General features: G+C 48.3%; 27 protein-coding genes and 2 pseudogenes. 21 read left to right on the top strand and 8 right to left on the bottom strand.

All coding sequences use genetic code 11. The features are described from left to right. Positions 1 to 43 precede the first annotated feature (43 nt). The 4 genes and pseudogenes from ACTWJ7_RS26150 to ACTWJ7_RS26135 form a co-directional block, all read right to left on the bottom strand. Positions 44 to 766, bottom strand: a pseudogene (locus ACTWJ7_RS26150) (alpha/beta fold hydrolase); the annotation flags it as partial. A 21-nt stretch (positions 767 to 787) separates the two neighbouring features. Beyond that, entirely contained in the window at positions 788 to 970 is a 183-nt protein-coding gene (locus ACTWJ7_RS26145) for a hypothetical protein (protein WP_301881621.1), read from the bottom strand. A gap of 30 nt (positions 971 to 1,000) precedes the next feature. Further along, the gene (locus tag ACTWJ7_RS26140) at positions 1,001 to 1,963 is read right to left on the bottom strand and encodes an oxidoreductase (protein ID WP_443145998.1); all 963 of its coding nucleotides are present in this window, start codon (positions 1,961 to 1,963) and stop codon (positions 1,001 to 1,003) included. A 142-nt stretch (positions 1,964 to 2,105) separates the two neighbouring features. After that, positions 2,106 to 2,672 (bottom strand): TetR/AcrR family transcriptional regulator, encoded by a 567-nt coding sequence (locus ACTWJ7_RS26135; protein ID WP_079346325.1) that lies wholly within the window; start codon positions 2,670 to 2,672, stop codon positions 2,106 to 2,108. Positions 2,673 to 2,862: 190 nt separating this feature from the next. Here ACTWJ7_RS26135 and ACTWJ7_RS26130 point away from each other — a divergent pair, with 190 nt between their 5' ends. Both ACTWJ7_RS26130 and ACTWJ7_RS26125 read left to right on the top strand, forming a co-directional pair. Further along, on the top strand, positions 2,863 to 3,408 hold the full coding sequence (locus tag ACTWJ7_RS26130) for a hypothetical protein (RefSeq protein ID WP_301881619.1): 546 nt from the start codon (positions 2,863 to 2,865) through the stop codon (positions 3,406 to 3,408). Positions 3,409 to 3,494: 86 nt separating this feature from the next. After that, a pseudogene (locus ACTWJ7_RS26125) lies at positions 3,495 to 4,528 on the top strand (formylglycine-generating enzyme family protein). A gap of 18 nt (positions 4,529 to 4,546) precedes the next feature. Here ACTWJ7_RS26125 and ACTWJ7_RS26120 read toward each other — a convergent pair. The 4 genes from ACTWJ7_RS26120 to ACTWJ7_RS26105 form a co-directional block, all read right to left on the bottom strand. Next, positions 4,547 to 4,933, bottom strand: a complete 387-nt coding sequence (locus ACTWJ7_RS26120) for a hypothetical protein (protein WP_443145997.1) — start codon at positions 4,931 to 4,933, stop codon at positions 4,547 to 4,549. A gap of 8 nt (positions 4,934 to 4,941) precedes the next feature. Next, positions 4,942 to 5,664 carry an MFS transporter gene (locus ACTWJ7_RS26115; RefSeq protein ID WP_443145996.1) on the bottom strand — a complete coding sequence of 241 codons (723 nt, stop codon included), beginning with the start codon at positions 5,662 to 5,664 and terminating at the stop codon, positions 4,942 to 4,944. 88 nt (positions 5,665 to 5,752) lie between these two features. Further along, positions 5,753 to 6,283, bottom strand: a complete 531-nt coding sequence (locus ACTWJ7_RS26110) for a TetR/AcrR family transcriptional regulator (RefSeq protein ID WP_301881615.1) — start codon at positions 6,281 to 6,283, stop codon at positions 5,753 to 5,755. A gap of 75 nt (positions 6,284 to 6,358) precedes the next feature. Beyond that, positions 6,359 to 7,129: a DeoR/GlpR family DNA-binding transcription regulator gene (locus ACTWJ7_RS26105; RefSeq protein ID WP_301881614.1), complete on the bottom strand. Its 771-nt coding sequence runs from the start codon at positions 7,127 to 7,129 to the stop codon at positions 6,359 to 6,361. A gap of 274 nt (positions 7,130 to 7,403) precedes the next feature. Here ACTWJ7_RS26105 and ACTWJ7_RS26100 point away from each other — a divergent pair, with 274 nt between their 5' ends. From ACTWJ7_RS26100 to ACTWJ7_RS26010, 19 genes are all read left to right on the top strand, one after another. Then, a complete protein-coding gene (locus tag ACTWJ7_RS26100; protein WP_443145995.1) occupies positions 7,404 to 7,724 on the top strand; it encodes a metallophosphoesterase in 321 nt (106 codons plus the stop codon). A gap of 5 nt (positions 7,725 to 7,729) precedes the next feature. Next, complete coding sequence (locus tag ACTWJ7_RS26095) at positions 7,730 to 8,368, top strand: metallophosphoesterase family protein (RefSeq protein WP_443145994.1); 639 nt, start codon at positions 7,730 to 7,732, stop codon at positions 8,366 to 8,368. Positions 8,369 to 8,410: 42 nt separating this feature from the next. Then, on the top strand, positions 8,411 to 9,268 hold the full coding sequence (locus tag ACTWJ7_RS26090; protein WP_236642155.1) for a DMT family transporter: 858 nt from the start codon (positions 8,411 to 8,413) through the stop codon (positions 9,266 to 9,268). A gap of 233 nt (positions 9,269 to 9,501) precedes the next feature. Continuing rightward, positions 9,502 to 10,053, top strand: coding sequence for a nucleotidyltransferase family protein (locus ACTWJ7_RS26085; protein WP_367620555.1), 552 nt, complete (start codon positions 9,502 to 9,504; stop codon positions 10,051 to 10,053). 52 nt (positions 10,054 to 10,105) lie between these two features. Next, positions 10,106 to 10,837, top strand: coding sequence for a YdcF family protein (locus ACTWJ7_RS26080; protein WP_301881610.1), 732 nt, complete (start codon positions 10,106 to 10,108; stop codon positions 10,835 to 10,837). A 154-nt stretch (positions 10,838 to 10,991) separates the two neighbouring features. After that, positions 10,992 to 11,513 (top strand): hypothetical protein, encoded by a 522-nt coding sequence (locus ACTWJ7_RS26075; protein ID WP_301881607.1) that lies wholly within the window; start codon positions 10,992 to 10,994, stop codon positions 11,511 to 11,513. A gap of 82 nt (positions 11,514 to 11,595) precedes the next feature. Then, on the top strand, positions 11,596 to 12,495 hold the full coding sequence (locus ACTWJ7_RS26070; RefSeq protein WP_301881605.1) for a TIGR01777 family oxidoreductase: 900 nt from the start codon (positions 11,596 to 11,598) through the stop codon (positions 12,493 to 12,495). A 160-nt stretch (positions 12,496 to 12,655) separates the two neighbouring features. Then, positions 12,656 to 13,648, top strand: coding sequence for a beta-ketoacyl-ACP synthase III (locus ACTWJ7_RS26065; RefSeq protein WP_443145993.1), 993 nt, complete (start codon positions 12,656 to 12,658; stop codon positions 13,646 to 13,648). Beyond that, positions 13,645 to 14,946 (top strand): ATP-grasp domain-containing protein, encoded by a 1,302-nt coding sequence (locus ACTWJ7_RS26060; protein ID WP_301881601.1) that lies wholly within the window; start codon positions 13,645 to 13,647, stop codon positions 14,944 to 14,946. The genes ACTWJ7_RS26065 and ACTWJ7_RS26060 overlap by 4 nt, the downstream gene beginning before the upstream one ends. Beyond that, complete coding sequence (locus ACTWJ7_RS26055) at positions 14,943 to 15,518, top strand: NAD-dependent epimerase/dehydratase family protein (protein WP_443145992.1); 576 nt, start codon at positions 14,943 to 14,945, stop codon at positions 15,516 to 15,518. The genes ACTWJ7_RS26060 and ACTWJ7_RS26055 overlap by 4 nt, the downstream gene beginning before the upstream one ends. Then, positions 15,515 to 15,880, top strand: a complete 366-nt coding sequence (locus ACTWJ7_RS26050; RefSeq protein ID WP_443145991.1) for a hypothetical protein — start codon at positions 15,515 to 15,517, stop codon at positions 15,878 to 15,880. Before ACTWJ7_RS26055 ends, ACTWJ7_RS26050 begins: the two co-directional genes overlap by 4 nt. A gap of 49 nt (positions 15,881 to 15,929) precedes the next feature. Further along, positions 15,930 to 16,538: an MBL fold metallo-hydrolase gene (locus tag ACTWJ7_RS26045; protein ID WP_443145990.1), complete on the top strand. Its 609-nt coding sequence runs from the start codon at positions 15,930 to 15,932 to the stop codon at positions 16,536 to 16,538. Next, entirely contained in the window at positions 16,535 to 16,789 is a 255-nt protein-coding gene (locus ACTWJ7_RS26040) for a hypothetical protein (protein ID WP_443145989.1), read from the top strand. The genes ACTWJ7_RS26045 and ACTWJ7_RS26040 overlap by 4 nt, the downstream gene beginning before the upstream one ends. Next, positions 16,786 to 18,102 carry a F390 synthetase-related protein gene (locus ACTWJ7_RS26035; RefSeq protein WP_301881594.1) on the top strand — a complete coding sequence of 439 codons (1,317 nt, stop codon included), beginning with the start codon at positions 16,786 to 16,788 and terminating at the stop codon, positions 18,100 to 18,102. The genes ACTWJ7_RS26040 and ACTWJ7_RS26035 overlap by 4 nt, the downstream gene beginning before the upstream one ends. A gap of 107 nt (positions 18,103 to 18,209) precedes the next feature. After that, positions 18,210 to 19,130 carry an SDR family oxidoreductase gene (locus ACTWJ7_RS26030; RefSeq protein ID WP_301881592.1) on the top strand — a complete coding sequence of 307 codons (921 nt, stop codon included), beginning with the start codon at positions 18,210 to 18,212 and terminating at the stop codon, positions 19,128 to 19,130. Positions 19,131 to 19,169: 39 nt separating this feature from the next. Then, positions 19,170 to 19,292, top strand: coding sequence for a hypothetical protein (locus ACTWJ7_RS26025; RefSeq protein ID WP_256984806.1), 123 nt, complete (start codon positions 19,170 to 19,172; stop codon positions 19,290 to 19,292). Positions 19,293 to 19,312: 20 nt separating this feature from the next. Next, a complete protein-coding gene (locus tag ACTWJ7_RS26020) occupies positions 19,313 to 19,894 on the top strand; it encodes a DJ-1/PfpI family protein (protein ID WP_301881589.1) in 582 nt (193 codons plus the stop codon). Then, the gene (locus ACTWJ7_RS26015; RefSeq protein ID WP_301881588.1) at positions 19,891 to 20,469 is read left to right on the top strand and encodes a GNAT family N-acetyltransferase; all 579 of its coding nucleotides are present in this window, start codon (positions 19,891 to 19,893) and stop codon (positions 20,467 to 20,469) included. Before ACTWJ7_RS26020 ends, ACTWJ7_RS26015 begins: the two co-directional genes overlap by 4 nt. After that, positions 20,466 to 21,350 carry a serine/threonine protein kinase gene (locus tag ACTWJ7_RS26010; protein ID WP_301881587.1) on the top strand — a complete coding sequence of 295 codons (885 nt, stop codon included), beginning with the start codon at positions 20,466 to 20,468 and terminating at the stop codon, positions 21,348 to 21,350. Before ACTWJ7_RS26015 ends, ACTWJ7_RS26010 begins: the two co-directional genes overlap by 4 nt. Positions 21,351 to 21,507 lie beyond the last annotated feature (157 nt).

Genomic DNA, 21,507 nt, shown 5'->3' with positions numbered 1-21,507 from the left:
ACTGCTGCTGTTTATTCGAGCCGGTTTCTCCCGTTTACCTGAGTTAGACGAAAAAATCTTTTAAAATCAAAGCCAGTTCCTGTGGGTTATCTTCGGCGAGCGTATGTCTGGCATTCTGCAGAATAGCCTGTTGTACCAGAGTTGCTCTTTCGTGCGCAGCTTGAAGTAATGGTGCTTGCGGTAGGCCGTGAGAACCGTTTAAGACAAGAAGTGGCATGTTTAATTTCTGTGTGGTGCGCTGCCGGTTAATTTCCCCATCTCGCAGTAAAGACTCGTAGTGCATAAAACTGGCACGCATTGCTCCAGATAATTGATATTTGCTGAGTAGCTCGTCTTTTAACGTTTGCTCAAGTGGATGGAGAGGAGACATATGACGCCAAAAGGATTCCAGATATTCGGCTTCTTTGCCACGGGTTAATCTATCGGCCAGATCAACTTGCATGTGAAATCCGAAATGCCAGGAGCCACCTTTGGCTACATCCATCAACTCTTCCAGCCCAAAGCCCGGCAGAACGGATTCGGATAAAACGAGCCGCTGTACACACTCCGGATATGAGACTGCAAACGCATAAGCGGTCATTGCTCCAATGTCGGTTCCAACTAAATGAATTTGATCCAACCCCATTTGACTGACAAGCTCATGGATATCCTTCGCGCTATTCGTTTTCTCATAACCATGATCCGGCTTGGCGGAATCTCCGATTCCTCGCTGATCAGGAGCGATGACTGTGTAGCCTGCTTCAGCCAGCAGAGGCATTATTTTGCGCCATACGGCCCAGGTAAACGGTCAACCGTGAATCAACACAATGGCGGGTCCCTGACCTCCAGCAACATAATGTACACGCGTTTCATTATCGTCGGCATAGCCATGAGTGAAACCAGGCAAACCGGCCACTTCGCCATGAGGCACTTCATAAATCTGTTTTTCAGAAATCATTTCCATGTTCACCACCGCATCATATGTTTTCATTCAACCTTCGCTGAATGCTTTCAGCACTGTTTAATCGATGACTTGGAACCAGCCCGGGATGTTGGTGATCATTGCCCACAAACCATCAGGGATCGCTAGCTCTTTTTGCGAGGAACGGGAGATTGTCATTTTTATTTCCTTTTCCCGTCCACTTTGTACCAAGGCGATCCAATCCGGGTTCAAAATCATGGCATGACCGAGCGCGACCAAAGGAACGCCACTCTCCAATGCTTGAACGACATCATCCGGTGTCGACAGTCCACCAACACCAATTACAGGCACGCGGTCGCCCACTCGTTCCTGGATCATAATGATTCTGGAATTAGTTGCACTACCATCTCTTCTTAGGCCAGCCCAGAAGCGATCCAGGGAAACGTGAATATAATCCAAATTCTGTTCTGCCAAAACGCCAACAAAATGAAGTGTGTCTTCCATGGTGATACCCGGGTTTTCAATTTCCTCCGGTGAAATTCGATATCCAACGGCAAACGGTGATGTGGCGTAAGTAACTACCGTTTCTTGAACCCGTTTTATGACTTCCAGAGAGAAGGTCATTTGCTTATCCAACGTTCCTCCCCATTGGTCTTCTCTTCGGTTAGAGTGGGGAGAAAAATTGCTGGAGCAGGAATCCATTAGCGCCGGGACCAGACCTGGATTGCTTAATCTTCCGCCATGATAAATCTGAACAATGCCTCGAGTTCCATTTTCCTGAATGACAGCCGCCAGTTTTTTCAAACCAGGAATCAATGCATCGTTATCGATACCAAATCCGTTTTCTGTAAGCTTCCCGTTTGGCGACACTAGTGCGCTGGCTGTAATAATTGCGCCTACTCCATAAGACCGAGCACGATAATAAGCCAATTCTTCATCCGTTACTTCTCCATTCGCTCCAGATGCAATTATCGTCATCGGGGCCATCAGCATCCGGTTCATGAATTGCACACCGGAAGGCAGTTGAAACGAAGTGAACAGGGATTCGTATTTTGGGTTCATAGGATCATTCCTCTTTCTTGTATATAGATATTCCATTAATGGACCTTTCGGTCCGTAATAGATAAAAAAATACTCGCTCTTATGTTCATAAAGGACCATTCGGTCCATAATGACTATAAAGAAAGCGAGCAGTTCGCTCGAGTTATTTCAAATTTTCTAATATGACGAGAATTGAATCCTCGATTCTTTCTCGCTTGGATTGTGCGCGTACCATAACGTTAATTCCTTGCAGGGAGACGGTGATAAAACGCGCAAGTTTTAAGGAATCCATCTGGGTATGCAGTGTTCCATTGCTCTTTCCTCTTTCGATGGCACTCAGAAAAGCAAGCTCAACATCGTCAAAATCGCTTTCAACCATCTTCTGAAGCTCGTGGTCATGAGGGGCTAATTCGATCGCTTCATTGGATGTCATGCAGCCCAACGAATTGGCGCCGTCAAGGAGGGCACGAAAAGCAGATTCAATTCCTCGATAAACGTTCGCGTCGCTCAAGCAGTCAATTAAGCCTTCCATACGTTCAGTCCGGTATAACTGGAATGCTCGAAGAAAGAGATCATGTTTGTTGCCAAAAGTCTCATACAGACTGCTTTTACTGAGGCCTGTTGCACTAAGCAAATCACTTAGGGAGGCTGCTTCATACCCTTTGCTCCAAAATAGGGTCATCGCTCTTCTCAGAACATCGGTTTCATCGAAATTACGCGGTCGAACCATATGTAATGCACCTCCAAAACATAGTATATAACGTTACGGACCGAAAAGTCCATAACTTTTAATTTCTTCTGACTTCAGTAACCAAGCAAATCTGGGAATCAGCAATATGATTTCCATACATGTTGGCATGATGTACACTATGTCTAACGAAAACGGGGGACGAAAAGATGTAAATGGAGGCGGGATCCATATGTCAGACCTGAACGCGTATCATTATTTTGAAAAAAATGTTGGACCATTCCGTAATCTCTCCAGTCTGTCCGAACAGGATGCAGAAGCTGTTGCGCAGCGTATCCGGCGGAAAGGCCGGAATTTTGCCAGTCAGCGATCGGCAGATTACATGATGATTCGAAGAGAACTTGAGAAGAAAGCGTACGAGCAGTTTATCACCAAAGGTGGGTATCCGGCCAACCATTATCCTCACTATATGACACTGGGTGCATGCGCGTGGTTGGAATCATGGTATACCGAACCGGAATGGGTCACGATTTTATGGGAGGATCTTCCTGCTGATTCCGTAAGTTTCACCTATGGCGATTTGTTTCCAACGATGCGTTATATGGACGATAAACCTTACCGTAAACAGATATACACGAAAGATGAAATTCTGGACCTTATCCAATCCTACGGCTGGCCTCAGGAATGGAATCGACAGGGTGATCTCGGACCGGAGCGTTATATCGAAGTACAGGTGTGGAGTGAGGAAATCATCAGACCATATCGTCAAAGGTATTGACAACACCACCGTATCCGAATATTTGCCCTGCCGTGTACAATGGGGAGAACGAGTCTTAAACCTAACCATAAAAGGGGATGCTTGAGATGCATGATCAGCTGCCAAAGAAACCTTCTTCTTGCTGCTGCGCTGCAAGCCGGGGCGGCAAGCTGGATGAAAAGAGCCTGTCAGAGGAAACGGCTGCATCGTTAGAGGCTGTTGGGGACAAGCCATCCAGTTATACCAGCTCTACAGCCGATTTCACGATAGCTCTAACCGATAGGACAGAGGAGAAAGAAAGTATTCGTATTGAAGGTGGACGTTTTCTGATGGGCACGAATGACCCCGAAGCTTTTGCCGCAGACGGGGAAGGTCCCGTCAGGGAAGTTCAGGTGAACTCCTTTTATCTGGATTCCTGTACGGTAACCAACGCGGAGTTTGCACAGTTTGTACGTAAGACAGGGTATCGGACTCAGGCAGAACGGTTTGGCTGGTCTTTTGTTTTTCATCTGTTCGTATCTCCGCAAACGGCGACTCAAGTTCGAAATGTGGTACAACAGACACCCTGGTGGTGGGTAGTTGAAGGTGCTGACTGGGCTCATCCCGAAGGACCCGATTCTAATGTAAGCGATCGCGCTGATCACCCGGTTATTCATATCTCCTGGAATGATGCCAATGCTTATTGCCGCTGGGCGGGTAAACGTCTGCCCACAGAAGCGGAATGGGAATACGCAGCACGGGGTGGCCTGATTCAGAAGAAATATCCTTGGGGCGATACGTTAAGGCCGAATGGACAACACTATTGCAACATCTGGCAGGGGTATTTCCAACGAAAAATAATGCAGCCGATGGTTATGCAGGCACCGCTCCAACCCAATCATTCCCTCCGAATGCATACGGACTGTACAATATGTCAGGCAATGTGTGGGAGTGGTGCGCAGACAACTACGTAACGGATCATGAGAAGTCTACAGTCGTTAACACGGTACTATCTCCCAATGAAGAACGCAAGGTGTTAAAAGGCGGTTCCTTCCTATGCCATCGTTCCTACTGCAATCGCTATAGAGTGGCGGCGAGAATCCCCAACACGCCTGATACATCTACTGGGCATATCGGTTTCAGATGCGCAGCGGATGTATAGCTTGTTGGTTTGTACAAATTAAGACACAGGGTGCTTCACCCGAATGAGTAACCCGAACAGACCCAGTACGGCAAAGGCCAGAAAGGCAGTGGTATTGGAGAACATTTCAATGGTATAGCCCGCCATCGATGAACCAAGGAACTGACCCGCACCGAGCGCGAGAAAAGCAAGGCTGATCCCGATGGACGTATTTGGATGAAATAGCCTGGTTGCCCATACAATGAATACACTGGTCAGAAAAATATAGGTACTGCCAAACATAACAGCTGAGACAAGGCTGGCGGCCATCGATGGAAGAAGGATAATGCCAAGTGAAACAGACAAGAGCAGAAGGCCTATTCGATAGGCCCATCCAATCCCAATGCGCTCAATAATACGGCCAGCACACCCGCCGAGAATCCCCATAATCCCCATCACAATCCAGAACAGTACGGCTTCCGAATCGGAGGCCCCTTTTCGTCTGTAAGGAAGTTTCGGGCAAAGGTCCAATAGATCGCAGAACTGATGCCTGTCAGAAGGGAAGCCATGAGCAGAGCCATACCCGGTTTGGTTGGCTTCATGCAAGCCCAGAGCGACTGGGTACAAGGCTCCGTTTTGCGTGTGGAAAGAACACGTCTATTCCACACCACCACCACAACACCGAGAACAGCGAAGAAGATGTAGGTTAACCGCCAATATTCGGTGAACAGCCAGTAGATTGGACCGGATACGATGATGCCAAAGCTGGTACCTGTGTTAATCCAGCTGTTTCCTCTGGCTTGCTGCTCAGGCGCAAGCTCAGCGTAGACGGTGTTACCCAATGCAGGGGAGGCCAAGCCTGTACTTAATCCGGCGAGAAATACGCCTATTGTGAGAACAAACGCGTTTGGAGACAAGGCAATGCCCAGTAAACCGAGCACAGCGCTAACACCCGCCATTTGAATGACATGATAGTGCCCCATGCGATTAATAAGGAGAGGAGCACTAAGCAAGGATAGGCAGTATGCAATGTAGGTTGCGGAATTGATTGCTCCGGACTGGGCATCGTCCAGTTGCAGTGCTTCCGAAATTTCCGGCATAAACAGCCCATAGCTGAATCTCCCGAATGCATAACATACAGCAATAAGTGCAATCCCTGGGAAAATAATTTTCTTCATCAAATCCACCGCCTTTTAGATAGAACGATCATTATATTTTCTTTGAAATAAAAAAGTGAGTTGAAATACTAACTCACCCAGTGTGGGACTATTTGAAACTATTCTGCGTCATGTGAACGAGTTCCCGACACACATTATTTACATTTTCTGTCTCAGCGAGCGCGGTGGAACCCTCCAACAGCAGGATAAATTGTAACACTGCACGGTCGCTTGCGGCAGGATCAAGATTTTTAATCAGGGTCATCACATGTTTCTTGTGCGCATTAACGGTTTGTACAATGATGTTATTTGTATCTCCGCCAAATTCCTCCTTGGCACGCAAAAACAAACATCCTCTTGACTCATGTTCCATCAACCAGCGTGCATGGCCTTCCGCCAGATTGAGCAATACAGGCTGCGCTTTGTTGTCGGCATACTGCCGCAGTTGTTCCAGATAGCGCTGTTCACGCCGTCGTAGTACTTCTACAATGAGATCATTCTTGGATTCGAAGTGATTATATAACGTCATGATGGCAATCCCGGCATCTGTGATAATTCGCTTCAAGCCAATGGAGTGGAATCCGTGAAGGTAGAACAATTCCTCCGCCACGTTCAACAGCGTTTCCTTTTTGCTGCTCATAAGGAATAAGACCTCCTTCCAGAATAAGATAGAACGATCATTATACTTCTAAAATATAGAAAATAGCTAACATTGTCAAATGCTGTGAACCATTTCAATTTCCATTTGATGAAGAGCCTCTACCCATTCTTCAGGGCATCCGGGATCTGTGATTACCATGGATATTTGTTCCAGCGGTGCAATCTGGGCGAAGGTGGAGCGTCCAAACTTGGTATGATCAGCGACCAAAATGGCTTCCTCGGCACGCTCCATCATTTTGCGGGAGATGAGTGCCTCATTCAGCACATAATCTGTGATGCCATCCGTTAACGAAACGCCGCCTGCTGAGATGAATGCCTTGTTGACTTTGAATCGACTCAGCAATTCATGAGCAATAGGTCCGGTAGAGGCTTGTACGACCGGGGTGACTTCTCCTCCGGCGAAAATGATTTTGCCTGCAAATTCCTCTAGTGCACAGGTGAGAATGGGAACGGAGTTGGTAATGACGGTCACCTGAGAACGATGTCGCAACTGCCGCATGATCTCCAGTGTTGTTGTGCCATTGTCCAGCATTACGGTCTCTCCATCCTCAATCAGAGCGGCGGCTGCCACGCCAATGGCCTGCTTTTCGTTCAGTAGAAGCTGCGCACGCTTTTGAAAAGGGGCTTCGGTCATTCCCGAGCGCACACGTACAGCGCCTCCGTAAACTTTGCGCAATTCGCCTTCCTTTTCGAGTCGATCCAAATCCCGCCGGATCGTTTCCGTAGATACCTGAAACAGATCCGCCAGAACCTGTACCTGAACCTTACCCTGCGTAGCAAGCTGGATAAGAATGGTGTGTCTGCGTTCTTCATACGTTAAAGACATGGGTTGTGCCTCCTGAAGTTTCAATCTAAGTTCTATATATTTTAGAGTTGTGAGATAGTGTGGATTGTTGTTGTTTTAATAGTTTAAGTTGGTGAGCAGTCCTTGTCAATTTTGAAATGGTAATCGAGGTATAAATAAGGTTTGGATTCTGTTCTTAATATGTATTGACAGTAATATGATGTGACGATAAGATCATATAAAACAACGTAAAACCACAACAAACAACATTATATATTTTGGTCTATAGTACATGGATCATCAGGGAGGAAAAAGGGTGAAACGTCAGCTTGCTTTTCAAGAAAATGGAACTTTTAAAATCGTACAATTTACAGATCTGCACTGGAAGGACGGGCGGCCTGAAGATCTTCGGACCCGGCAATTAATGAGAACGATAATTGAAGTGGAACAACCCGATCTGGTTGTATTTACAGGCGATGTCATCTACACGGGACCGGTTGATCCTGGCAAAAAGGAATGCGAACATCCGGAGCAGGCATTCCGGGATGCCGTGTCGGTCGTGGAAGAACGTGGTATTCCGTGGGCTTTTGTGTACGGCAATCATGATACAGAGAATCGGATTACCCCCATGGATTAATGGATGTGATTCAGCAGCATGCACATACCGTGACGGAACGTGGGCCGCGTGAGATTGCCGGCTTGGGCAATTACACACTGGAGATTGCCGGTGCGGATGGCCGTCCGGCGGCCGTGTTGTATTTACTCGATTCGGGGAACTATTCCCAGATCGAGTCGATTCCGGGTTATGGCTGGATTCAGCCCAATCAGATCCAATGGCTGATGTCTGAATCCACACGCGTCAATCCCGGCCGCAGCCGCGGGGATAAGCTCCCAGCCTTGGCGTTTTTCCATATCCCGATTCCTGAATATCAGTCCATGTGGGACACGCAGATCTGTTACGGCAGCAAGTACGAACCTGTCTGCTCTGCCCAAGTGAACTCGGGTCTGTTCTCTGCACTGCTGGAGATGGGCGATGTGATGGGGACCTTTTGCGGACATGATCATGTGAATGATTTTCAGGGGACGTACCATGGTATTCGTCTTTGCTACGGGCGTTCGAGTGGACACAGTACATATGGGAGGGAAGGCATGCTGCGCGGAGGTCGGGTCATTCATTTGCAGGCGGGACAACGCAGCTTCGATACCTGGCTTCGCTTGGAGGACGGCTCTGTTGTGAGGGAACAGCCAGAACATCAACCTGAGAACACTTCGGCACAATAGAAAATATAGAAGAGCAAGGGATTAGAGAGGAACGTTTTGATTATGATTTTACCTATAGTTCTAGTGCTCGCTTCCGGGATGGCTCACGCGGTCTGGAGCATGTTCACCAAACGCAGTTTAAACAAAAGCGTGTTTTTATGGTCCATCATGATGATTCCGACCGTGATTCTCCTGCCTGTGCTTATCGTAGAGTTGGTGCGTGAACCTTTATCCATGCCAGCCTATGCACTACTTGTGTTATCGATGGCGCTGCAAGCCTTGTATTCCTGGCTGCTATCGCAGACCTACGAATTGGGAGATTTGTCGCAGATTTATCCGATTATGCGGGGAACGAGCACCTTGTTGGTGCCATTGATCGGCGTTGCTTTTCTGGGTGAAACGTTGTCTCTGTTCGGATGGATGGGTATTGCCTGCATGATTGTAGGATTTACGGTGCTTAGTGGTGTGGGAAGCAGAGACGGTAAGTCTGGCTCAAGGGTAACAGGATCAAAGCCGGTTCTGATGGCCTTATGTGTTGGCTTATGTACAACCAGTTATGTGTTCGTGGACAAATTGAATCTGGAGCATATTTCACCCTTGTCTTTACTTGAAGTGACAAATATCGGCTTTGTGGCTGGATTAACTCCGGCGCTGCTCGCTTCCCGCCAACTGCGTCAGGAATGGAAAAAGAACCGATCAACCATTATGTTGGGAGCGTTGCTGAATCCGGGGTCGTACTTGTTATTCCTGTTTGCATTACAGCAGGCGCCGATGGCGAGATTGGGTCCGCTTCGGGAAGTGGGGACGGTATTCGCGGCCTTCCTCGGTATTTTGTTACTGAAAGAACAGCAGGGGAAGAAGCGTATTCTCTGTTCCATCGTTATTTTTGGCGGCATATTACTGATTGGCATGTGGGGTTAATGGAATTCCAGTAGGCCCAATCCCTTATTTGATCTCCTCATTCAATCCCCTCAGGGTAAATAATCTTAAGGAACATCTGATCAGATGAGCTTAAGGTGACTCCTGAGGGGATTTGTTTATTTTATTGAGGGTACTCAAACATGATATATTGGAACAAGAGTGTTTCGGTAAAGTGAAATTGAGCAATGGTAGCTCTACAATTAAAAAGACAAAGTAACAGGGAGAGACGCTATATGCTGCATGAGGAAAAGTTGATTCAGGCGATTACGGAGCATGGACAATTCATGCACGACCTGCGGCGGGTTCGCAGTCTTGAACTGCCTCAGTGTTACATAGGTGCGGGGTATATTCGCAATTATATCTGGGATGTGCTTCATGGCTATCCTCTTCGCGAACTGCACAGCGATATTGATGTTGTTTACTATGATACGGAAGATATGCGTGAGGAGCGGGATCAACTGCTGGAACAAGGGCTTCGCGAAGAGACGGGTAATTTGAAGTGGTCGGTGAAAAACCAGGCTAGGATGCATCTGCACAATGGAGACAAGCCGTATCAATCCACAGAAGATGCTCTTCGATATTGGCCAGAAATCGTGACTGCTATTGGTGTACGTTTGGATGAACAGGATCAGGTGGATATCTGTGCCCCGCATGGGTTGGAAGATCTGTATACGTTAATCGTACGCCAAAGTTCGTTTTTCACGGATGCAGACTATTATAATCAGCGTGTAGAGAAGAAGTGCTGGCAACAACAGTGGCCCAAGCTTACGATTATAAGATCCTGAATCAAGGGCATATGACGTAAGTGAAGGCCCGAGAAGGAGTGTTACTGGATTTATGAAAAAGTTTATACAAGAAAAAGGGCTGATTCTTGATCTTATTTTCATTGCATGTTTGGTGTTCTTTCTGGTCTTCTGGGGCTGGAACTTCGCGGTGAAGTTTTTTGGCATGATCACTGTAGCTTTTATCGTGCTAAGACGGATTGATTATCAAAAGCATATCCTGCTAAAACGCATCCTTCTTACAGGGTTCGGGATCGCTGCGGTTTCATTTGTCATTATTGAAGCGCTTGTGTTTACTCAGCTTCGTGCGAATGATCCGGAAGAAGCGGATTATGTCATTATTCTGGGGTCGGGCATCAAGGGAACGGAATTGTCATTGACCTTAAAACAAAGACTGGATGCCAGTCTGGACTATATTCGTAGCCATCCTGATACGCCAGTGATTGTGTCCGGCGGGCAGGGGCCTGGAGAATCGATTCCGGAAGCACTTGCCATGAAAAACTACCTTGTTGATCAGGGAATTAGCCCTGCACAAGTCATTATGGAAGATCAATCAACGAGCACCCAGGAGAATATGGCTTTTTCCAAAAAAATCATCGATGCATCCGGGCTGGAGCATCCCGAGATCATGATTGTCACAAGTGACTACCATATGTTCAGATCCAAGTATCTGGCGGCCAAGAACGGTTACGCTGCCGAATACGGCATCTCGGCTCCATCACCGGGCTATCTGAAACCGATTAATATGATCCGTGAGTATTTTGCAGCGGTTAAAGCGTTTATCTAGACGATGTTTGCTTCTCCAATAGGAACACGAAAGGCAACCTATGCTCTCCTGAAAGAGTAAGGTTGTCTTTTTGTTATCGTTAAAGTGATTCAAGGATAACCCACCAAAGCATGATATAATATACGTCATTAATAGAAGAACGATGTAGGAGTGAATGATCATTACAGCATATAGGTTACCTGCTCTCTATGAGCAAAAGAAAATTTCAGCGCATGACATGGAAGAGATTGTACGTCTGTTGGCACAGGCACCATTATTATATGATGACGGGCTGACAATTCAAGTTCAGGACTTCATGGAAGGGGTGGAAATCGAGCTTGAGCATGAGGTACGACTCGCAGTAATCGAGTTGTATGAACTGGCTGTGCAAGCATGCCGCCCCTTCTCTGAGCCATTTGGTTATGAGCAGCTTCAGGATGCGCTTGGACTACAGGCCGAGCTATGGCAGGAAGAAGTACTGACGCTTGCCGAATGGATGGAATGGTTGAAGCAGATCGGTAAAGGACAAAGAAAACTGCCAGAATACAATTTTACAGCTATGCTGGGGAATTTGCCTGAAGGGTTCATGATTCATGATTTCCATGACGAGCTTCGGTATCAGTTGGAGCAAAACCCAACAAACGCATGGGCGATCGAAGAACGCAATCGCTTATACGCAGCATTGGGCGCAAATTAAAATAAAACAAAACAGTCGCAGAAGGTGTTAGTCCATATATAGCGTACTTGCTTTACCCAGTATGGGGAAATGAGGGGATACCGTGAAAAAGGTTGTGTTGGCGGGTGGAACAGGGTTTGTTGGTCAGGATTTTGCCCAAAGATTCATAAAGCTTGGTTATGAGGTGCTCATTATCTCACGTCAGCCCGGTCATATTGCCTGGGAGAACCAGGCTGAAATCAATCAGGCACTTGAAGGTGCAGAATTGCTAATTAACCTGGCCGGAAAATCCGTAAACTGCCGTTACACGGACGAGAACCGCAAAATCATTCTGGAATCCAGAACCCGGACAACCCGCACTTTGGGCGAGTCTGTTCTGGCCTGTAGCAACCCTCCTGAACTATGGATTAATTCGAGCACGGCCACAATATATAGACATGCAGAAGATCGTCCTATGACGGAGAAAGAGGGCGAGATTGGCTCCGGATTTTCGGTGGATGTCGCCAAGGCGTGGGAAAAGGCTTTTTTTGAATTCAGTCTGCTGTCTACGCGCCAGATTGCATTACGGATTGCCATTGTTCTGGGAGAAGGCGGCGTCATGGAGCCACTGACCAATCTGGTCCGTTTTGGCCTGGGTGGATCACAAGGACCGGGAACCCAGCAGTTTAGCTGGATTCATATAGAGGATTTGTTCCGCATGGTGCTCTATGTTCAGCAGCGTCCGCAACTGGAAGGTGTATTTAATGCTTCTTCTCCGCATCCTGTCACGAACCGCCAACTTATGGAGAGCCTGAGGCGGCAGATGGGAGTTCGGCTCGGACTTCCTTCGCCTCGCTGGATGCTTGAACTGGGAGCGCGATTCATTCGGACCGAAACAGAACTGGTTCTCAAAAGTCGCTGGGTGATCCCCGAGAGGCTTGAACGGGAAGGATTTACGTTCAAATACGATACGCTTGATCTTGCTCTGGCCGAGATTTTGAAGCAGGGAAATGAATCAGTGTGACTGAATAAAAACAAAACCGGAGGGGCAGAGATATCTGCCCTTCGCTGTATTTTCTGCCCTTCATTTTGGCGTTTAGCATAACAGCGATCGGAAGGTGGTTCTGTCAGCGGAGTGTCAGTCTATATATTCATTAGTCAGAAGATAGAAAGAGGTAGGTCATATGCAGCTTAGAAGAGTGAGGATTGTTGGAACAGGCAAGTATTTACCTGAACAGGAAGTCACGGATGAGGAGCTGGATCGCCGTTTGCACGTGCCTGCGGGCTGGGTCAGCAAGGCAACAGGTGTAGGTGTGCGCCATTACGCTTCCGGTGCAGAGACCTCTTCATTCATGGGAGCGAGGGCTGCCGAAGCCGCACTTGCGGATGCAGGATTGACGTTTGCGGATATAGACTGTCTGGTGTGCACGAGCGGGACAAAGGAACAACCTTTACCCAGTACAGCGGTATTCATTCAGCAGGCGATGGGGGAACAGGATTCAGGTGTACCGGCTTTTGACATGGATGCGACCTGCTTAAGTTTCCTGAACGGATTGGATGTTATCTCCTACATGGTGGATGCCGGTCGTTATAAAAGGGTGCTGCTTGTAGCTACGGAGATCGCTTCGAAGGGATTAAATTGGTCGAACAAGGAAAGTGCTGCTTTGTTCGGTGATGGAGCCGCTGCTGTCATAATTGAACGCTCCGCTGAAGGAGAGTCTTCACGGATCGTACATGCCTCGTTGAAAACGTATAGCCGCGGCGCGCGGTTTTCGGAAATCGCAGGTGGAGGTACTCGTCTGCATGCCTCGAATTATGTGGCAGATCAACCGGAGCCGTTTCTTTTTCATATGGATGGACAGGCCATCTTTCGTATGGCTTCCAGATTACTTCCAGCATTTATTGACGATATGCTGCAAGCGACCGGTAATCAGATGAAGGATTTCAATTTGGTGATTCCACATCAGGGAAGTGCGATGGCGATGCGGCTGATCCGTAAAAAGCTGGGAATTGAAGAGGATCGTTTTATGGACATTACACGAAATCACGGTAATACCATTGCCGCTTCCATTCCGATGGGATTGCATGAAGCGATCAAGCAGCAGCGCATTAAGCGGGGAGATCGGGTGTTAATGATCGGTACAGCTGCTGGATTGTCACTGGGGACTCATTTTTGACTACTAGATCCACGAAGAATGAACATCATGCATCAGTATCCTTAAATGTGCTGCTTACGGGCGGCCGGGCCCCGGTAACACTCGATCTGGCACGAATGCTTCAGCAGGCTGGGCATCGGGTTTACGTCGCGGAGAGCGCGGTGCGTCATTTGTGCAGATTGTCCAGTGCAGTGGAGCAGTGCTTTACGGTCCCATCTCCACGTCATGAAACAGAGAATTACTTGTTAGAGATGGAGCGTCTGGTTCAAGCCTGGCAGATCGACATGTTGATTCCGATGTGTGAGGAAGTTTTTTATATAGCTCAAGGAGCAGAACGTCTGGGCGACCACTGCCGTGTACTCGTTTCGTCTATAGAGCAGCTGCATGAATTACATCATAAATATGATTTTATCCAGCTTGCAGAATCGCTTGGTCTTTCGGTTCCGGATACCCGCCTGATCAACAGTCGGCAGGAATGGTTGGAAGCACAGCCTGTTCTGGAAATGGAGGGAGAGTGGGTATGGAAGCCCGTATACTCCCGCTTTGCTGCTAAAGTTCGTATGCCGATATCCTCCACAGCAGACTTTGATGGAGGACCATCTGATAAGAAGAAATATACGGGTAATATGAAGCAGTACCGTTTACAAAACGGTCCTCCTGGTGACGTGGAAATATCCGTGGCTTCCCCTTGGGTTGCACAGGCCTACGTTGCCGGGCAAATGTTGTGTACATACAGCGTAGCATACGAAGGTAAAATCGTTGCACATACGACCTACGACAGTCGCTACCGAACGGGCAGCGTGGGGGCGAGTGTTTTTTTTGAACATGTAGAGCATGAAGGAGTTTACGAGTGGGTAAGGAAATTTGTGCACGCGACTGGGTTTAGCGGGCAGATTGGTTTTGATTTTATCGAAACAGAGGATGGGCAATTGTATGCCATTGAGTGTAATCCGAGGGCGACGAGCGGTATCCATTTGTTTCATCCTGGCGATGGCTTGGTCCGTGCTTTAATTGCACCTGACGAATACGAACTGGGGAAAGAAACAAAAGTAGTTACCCCCGAGCAGGGCAGTAAGGCGATGTTAACACTCCCGATGCTGGTGAGTGGATTGCAGCAGCTCTGGCGGAAGGGTTCCCTGGGGGCATGGATAACAGCCTGGCGAGGAACGAGGGATGTGGTGTACCAGAGACACGATCCGAAACCTTGGTTTGAGCAATTTGCAGTTGTACTGACCGCCTGGCGTCTGGCAAGGAAACATAAGCTTTCGCTGACTGAAGCTTTGACTCACGACATAGAATGGAACGGTGAACAACGATGAATAGAGCATTGGTTACAGGCGCAACCGGATGTCTGGGCAGACATCTGGCGATACGGCTTGCTGAGCAAGGCTGGGAAGTTACAGGTATGGGACGCCAGCAAAAGCACGGTGCACAGCTTGAGGCGGCAGGCATCCGATTTTACAACGGAGATATACGGGATCAGGCGGCGGTGAATGAGGCCTGTTCGGGCCAGGATGTTGTGTTTCACTGTGCTGCATTATCGTCGCCATGGGGCAAATATCGGGATTTTTACAGCAGCAATGTGGAGGGGACACAGCATTTGGTAGATCGTTGTATAAAAGGTGGCGTACAGCGATTCGTCCATGTTTCCACGCCGAGCCTATATTTTAATTATAATCCCCGATATGACATACATGAGAATGATCCCTTGCCATCCAAATCAGCTAATCATTACGCAGCCACCAAGCGGCTTGCCGAGCAAGTGGTTTTGCAGGCTCATACCAATGGACTTCCATCGATCATGATTCGTCCCAGAGCTATTTTTGGCCCGTATGACCAGACCCTTTTTCCAGAATCGTTGCAGCAAATGCCAAATCGGGTGTACCTATGATCGCAGGCGGACAGGCACTCATTGACCTGACTTGTGTGGATAACGTGGTGGATGCGCTGTTGTTATGCAAGGATGCCAAGACAGAAGCGCTGGGTCGTGCCTACAATATTTCCAATGGAGATCCGAGAGCGTTCCAAACTTTGGTGAGCACGTTGTTTGGAATGTTGGAAATGCCATTACGCCGTCGAAACATTCCATACAGAGCAGTATACGGAGCAGCCGCATTACTGGAATATGTGCACCGCTGGTTTCCTGCCTTGGGCGAACCTCAATTAACACGATATACGGTGGGTTCGTTGTCTATCCCACAGACGCTGGATATTACGGATGCCTGTGAGAAGCTGGGTATGTGCCTCGGGTGACCATTGATGAGGGATTACAACAATTTGCAGACTGGTGGAGGGCTGAATCATGCTGACAACAACTTCGGTTAAACTTCATTTGGGCGCAGCAGGATACTGCACACATCCAGAGTTTCTGACGCTGCGTGGAGGAAGTTTACGTCCTGTAGCTTTTCCGGCAGGATTTGCCTGCATCATTCATCCTGAATATGGTCCAATTCTGCTGGATACGGGGTATAGCTCCCGTTTTTTCAAGGAAACCGCTCACTTGCCAAACGCACTGTATCGTCATATTACACCTGTGGTATATCGTGAAGAAGACAGCGCAGTACATTTTCTGGCTCATTTAGGGCTGAAAGCATCGGATATTCGCTATATCATCCTCTCGCACTTTCATGGTGATCATATTGCAGGTGTGCGGGATTTCCCACAGGCGCAGCTGATCTATCTGCCAAGAGCCTACGATGCGGTGCGTTCACTTGGACCCATTGCGGCTGTAAAGGCAGGGTTTCTGTCCGGGCTGCTGCCGGAGGACTTTGATGCCCGATCATTGCCTGTTACGAAGCAGCCGGAGCGATGGATAAGAGCGGGGAGCATTTTCCTTTTTCTGAGGTATACGATATTTTCGATGACGGCAGTCTGCTGGGTGTTGACGTATCGGGTCATGCGGAAGGCATGATGGGGATTTTGCTCCGTACAGAGGCGCATGACTATTTTCTGTGTGCGGACGCGGTGTGGTCGAGTCGTGCTTTTCAGGAACAACGCAGACCTCACCCACTCGCTGGAATTATTATGTCGGATCGTTTGGAGTATCGAAGGAATTTTGACAAACTGGTTCAGTTGCATCAGCAGTTTCCCGAGATTCGGATTGTGCCCAGTCATTGCCGTGAGGCGCTGGATTCTTGGGGTACAGGGGCCGAGGATATATGAGTAATACACTGCGTATTGTCTATCATTATGCACTTGCACGGGGATTGAGAAAATGGAAAACGAGGGCGCAGCTTGAACGCTGGCAGGAACGCCAGATCATTCGGCAAGTGGAACGTGTTCGTGAAAAGTCCCCTTTTTACCGGGAGTGGTGGGGTGATGTTGATGCATCCAACTGGAGAAGCTTTCAGCTGATTGACAAAATAATCATGATGCAGCATTTCGATCGGCTCAACACGGTGGGCATTTCCAAGGACGAAGCGATGGCTCTCGCCGGGGAAAGCGAGGAAACGCGTGATTTTAAGCCATCCGTTCAGGGCGTGACAGTGGGCTTGTCCTCGGGTACATCAGGTAACCGGGGGCTCTTCCTGGTGAGTGATCGGGAGCAGGATGCGTGGACAGGGACAGTGCTGGCCAAGCTTCTGCCTGGCGGACTATGGAAGCCTGCCAAGATCGCCTTTTTCCTGCGGGCCAACAGTAATCTGTATGAATCGGTACAGCGGGGCAGGCTGCAATTTCAATATTTTGACCTGCTGGAGCGTGTCGATACCTTGGTTGAACGTCTGGAAATATACCGACCTACCGTATGGGTAGCACCACCCTCCATGCTAAGAATGCTGGCTGACGCTTATATATCAGGCACATTGACCGCTGTACCGGACAAAATCATTTCGGTTGCCGAAGTACTGGACCCGCTGGATCGCAAGGTACTGGAGCATGTCTTTGGTCAAACGGTTCATCAAGTGTACCAGTGCACAGAAGGGTTCCTGGGCGCGACCTGTCGCTTTGGTACGCTGCATTTGAATGAAGACATCGTTCATATTGAAAAAGAGTTCATTGATCCTGCGACTCGGAGGTTCGTACCTATTATCACGGACTTCTCCAGAACCTCACAGCCGATTATTCGGTATCGGCTGAACGACATTCTGACCGAGGCAGCGGTTCCTTGTTCCTGTGGTTCTCTGTTCACTGCTATTGAGCGGATCGAGGGCCGCTGTGATGACACGCTTTATTTTCAACATCGACAAATGGGTGAAGCCGTACCTGTATTTCCGGATTTTGTGACGCGTGCGGTGATTGCAGCCTCTCCGAATATCGAACATTATCGCGTCGTACAGCGTGGTAACGGGACGCTGGAGATATCGCTTCGGCTCGGAGGAGGAGAAGGGATGCAGCAGGTGGAGGCCGAAGTACAGTGTGAACTAATGAAGCTGGGTGCGAGGCTGGAGTGTAGTATACCCGACATCCAATTCGTTCCCTATACGTTTGAACCGGGAATTACAAAGCTGCGCAGAGTGGAGAGACAGCTTGAATGAGATGTTATAATGCCGACTTCTGTTTATATGCACTGCTACATCGCGTGTCGGGAGCAGCGTGTGTATGGTGAATGCTGATTAATCCACCGAGGGAAGAGGTGAAACAGATGAAGGAACAGAAGATACCAATAGAGGAAGAACATAAAGGAAGCCAAACAGGCTCAACAAAGGACACATGGAAGAGCATTGGCGACAATGCTCCCGTGGCGTTAATTACAGGCACATCAAGCGGATTCGGCATGCTCACGGCGATTACGCTGGCCAAACAAGGATATCGTGTTGTGGCAACGATGCGTGATTTGAGTCGGAATTTAGAAATGGCAAGGCTGGCGAAGCAGGCGGGGATTTCGGATCGGTTGCAGTATATTCGCCTGGATGTGACGGATCCTGATTCGGTACAGAAGGCTGTGCAGACGGTACTACAGAACAATGGGCGAATCGATATGTTGGTGAACAATGCAGGATTTGCGCTTGGCGGATTTATTGAGGAAGTATCCATGGACGATTGGCGTAGGCAAATGGAAACGAATTTCTTTGGCTTGGTTGCCGTTACGCGTGCTGTCCTGCCTGTCATGCGTGAGCAAAAGCAGGGATTGATCATCAACTTGTCCAGCGTGAGTGGATTGTCCGGTTTTCCGGGTTATGCGCCGTATGCTGCATCCAAATTCGCTGTGGAAGGTTTCACCGAAAGCTTGCGTCACGAAATGTCCTCTTTCGGCGTTCGGGTTGTGTTGGTAGAGCCAGGTTCGTATCGCACGCCTATCTGGAATAAAGGTTTGGGTGAAATCCAAAGGAGCGATGGCTCTCCATATAAAGAGAAGCTGGATGCGATTCTCCGTTATTCCCAGCAGGCTGGAGAGACTGCACCTGATCCGCAGGAAGTGGCCGATCTGATTGCCCGTATCGCACGGATGCGTGCACCAAGGCTCCGTTATGCGCTGGGCAAAGGCTCGCGTTTACTTATCATCGGCAAATTGCTGCTGCCATGGAAATGGCTGGAGTGGATTATCGCGCGTGGACTGAAATAGGAGCTAAACATGAAAATCAACGCCGGGGGGAATTTTTCCATGTTCGAAATTATTGTCGTCATTTTACTTTTGTCGATTGTAGGACTTCTCTTCCGTATTAACAGCAAGCTGCCTGAACGAGATTGGGTAAAAGAAGCGATGGAGCGGGATGCGTCGAAATAAAAACACTGGAGGACTTTCATATGAAAATCGCTTTTGTTTTGTTTGATGGTTTGACTTTCCTTGATTTTGCAGGATTTTATGATGTGATCAATCGGTTGAATTTCTTTGAACAAACCAAAGGTACCACATGGGAAACATGTGCGATGACAGATCAAGTTACGGACGAATCGGGTTTATCGTTGAAGGTGGACCGGGTGAAGCCTAATTTGGCGGAATATGATCTCGTATTTGTGCCTGGTGGCATGGGAACGCGCAAGCTTCGATTTGATGAGGCTTTTGTGGGCTGGCTGAGGCAGGCCGAGAATGTTCCGTTGAAGGTATCCGTGTGCACAGGTTCTTTGCTGATGGGGGCGGCGGGGTTTTTAACAGGTAAAAAAGCAACGACGCATCCCAATGTTTATGATCTGCTTGAGCCTTATGTTGCCGAGGTGATTCAAACCCGCATTGTAAAAGACGGCAATGTGATTACAGCTGGGGGCGTAGCGACGTCCATCGATCTTGGAATCTATGTCGTAGGTCTGCTTGCAGGCCAGGAAGCCGCAGCGAATGTTAAGCTCCAGATCGATTATCCTTATGACATGCAGGGAGTTGTTGAAGAATGAAGAAAGGTCAAAAGGAGGACATGTTCATCCTTCGCAATATACGCAGCGATGAGGCAGAGCAGTATTGGCCTTTGCGGCTGGAGGCGCTGAAAAATCATCCGGAAGCCTTCGGCGCTTCGTTTGAAATGTCGATTCAGCTTCCCATGAGTGAAGTACAGGAACGTATACATAATGAAGCTGATGATTACATTCTGGGGGCATATACCGAAGAAGGCACCCTTGCAGGAACGATGGGATTCAAACGGGAACATGGACTTAAGCTACAGCACAAAGGTTATATCTGGGGAGTCTATGTCTCACCGCCATATCGTGGACGTGGCCTTGCTTCCAGATTGCTCCGCGAAGTGTTGGAGCGGGGCAGGGAGCTGGAAGGCATAGAACAAATCAATCTCAGTGTGGTTACCACAAACGAGTCAGCCCGACGATTATATGAGCAGTCTGGATTTGAAACCTATGGCATTGAGCGTAATGCGCTGATCGTTCAGGAAAAGGGTTACGATGAGGCGCATATGACGTACTTTTATGCTGAACGTTTGAATTTAGGCGAGCATGTTAAAACAGGTGGTGACATATGACGGAAGCAGTTCAGCTTGAACTTGACGGCATTTCCTTTGTGCTAAAAGAACCTCATTCATTCGAGTGGCTTGCTAACCTGGGTACCGTATTTCGTGTGTTTGATCAGCAGGATTCCGGCAATTTGTCCTTTGGTGTTCTGGGTCAGGACGGAGAGCGCAAATTCGTGAAATATGCTGGAGCACGCACGATCCATGCGGGTGAGACAGGGACGCCTGCCGAAGCGATTAATTATCTGAAATCGTCCGTTTCAATATATGAAGATTTGGCACACGACACATTGATTCAATTAAAGAATCATTTTGCAACGGAACATGGCTACGCCTGTGTATTCAATTGGGTGGAAGGGGAGTGTTTGCATTCCCATTGGGACTTTCCACCCCCAGCCAAATATGAGGACCCGCGTTCCCCCTATTATCGATTCAAACAGCTTACTGTAAAGACGCGCATTCAGGCGATGGAGCAGATTTTGGATTTCCATATCGAAGTGCAGCGGAGAGGGTATGTGGCTGTTGATTTTTACGATGGCAGTCTGATCTATGATTTTGACAAGCAAACGATGAAAATATGCGATATTGATTTGTATCGCAAGGGTTCTTTTGTGAATACGATGGGACGGATGTGGGGTTCATCCCGCTTTATGTCTCCTGAGGAATTGGAGTTGGGTGCGCCAATGGATGGAGTTACGAATGTGTTCAATATGGGAGCAATGGCTTTCTCATTGCTTGGGGGCGAGTTGGATCGTTCGTATGCCAGGTGGGATGGTGGAGAAGCGCTGTACCAGGTGGTTATGCGTGCGGTAGACCCTGAGCGGGCAAGTCGTTATGCGTCGGTTGCTGAATTAGGTGCTGCATGGAAAAAAGCCGTGCTGCAGGATAAATAAGATAACACGGAATGGTTGTCTCACTCGTAAAATCCTCTCGTATAATACCCATACGCAATTGTGCACATTGGATTCGTAACTGCACGTAATATACCGTATAATGGAAATTAATGAGGGGGTATAGGCAATGTGCAAATATACGATGTCAGGAATAATA

Origin of the sequence: Paenibacillus sp. 1A_MP2, from assembly GCF_052244825.1 — a bacterium.
Lineage (GTDB): Bacteria > Bacillota > Bacilli > Paenibacillales > Paenibacillaceae > Paenibacillus > Paenibacillus vandeheii.
Note: the sequence above shows the minus strand (reverse complement) of the source record. Positions and strands in the feature narration are given on the sequence as shown.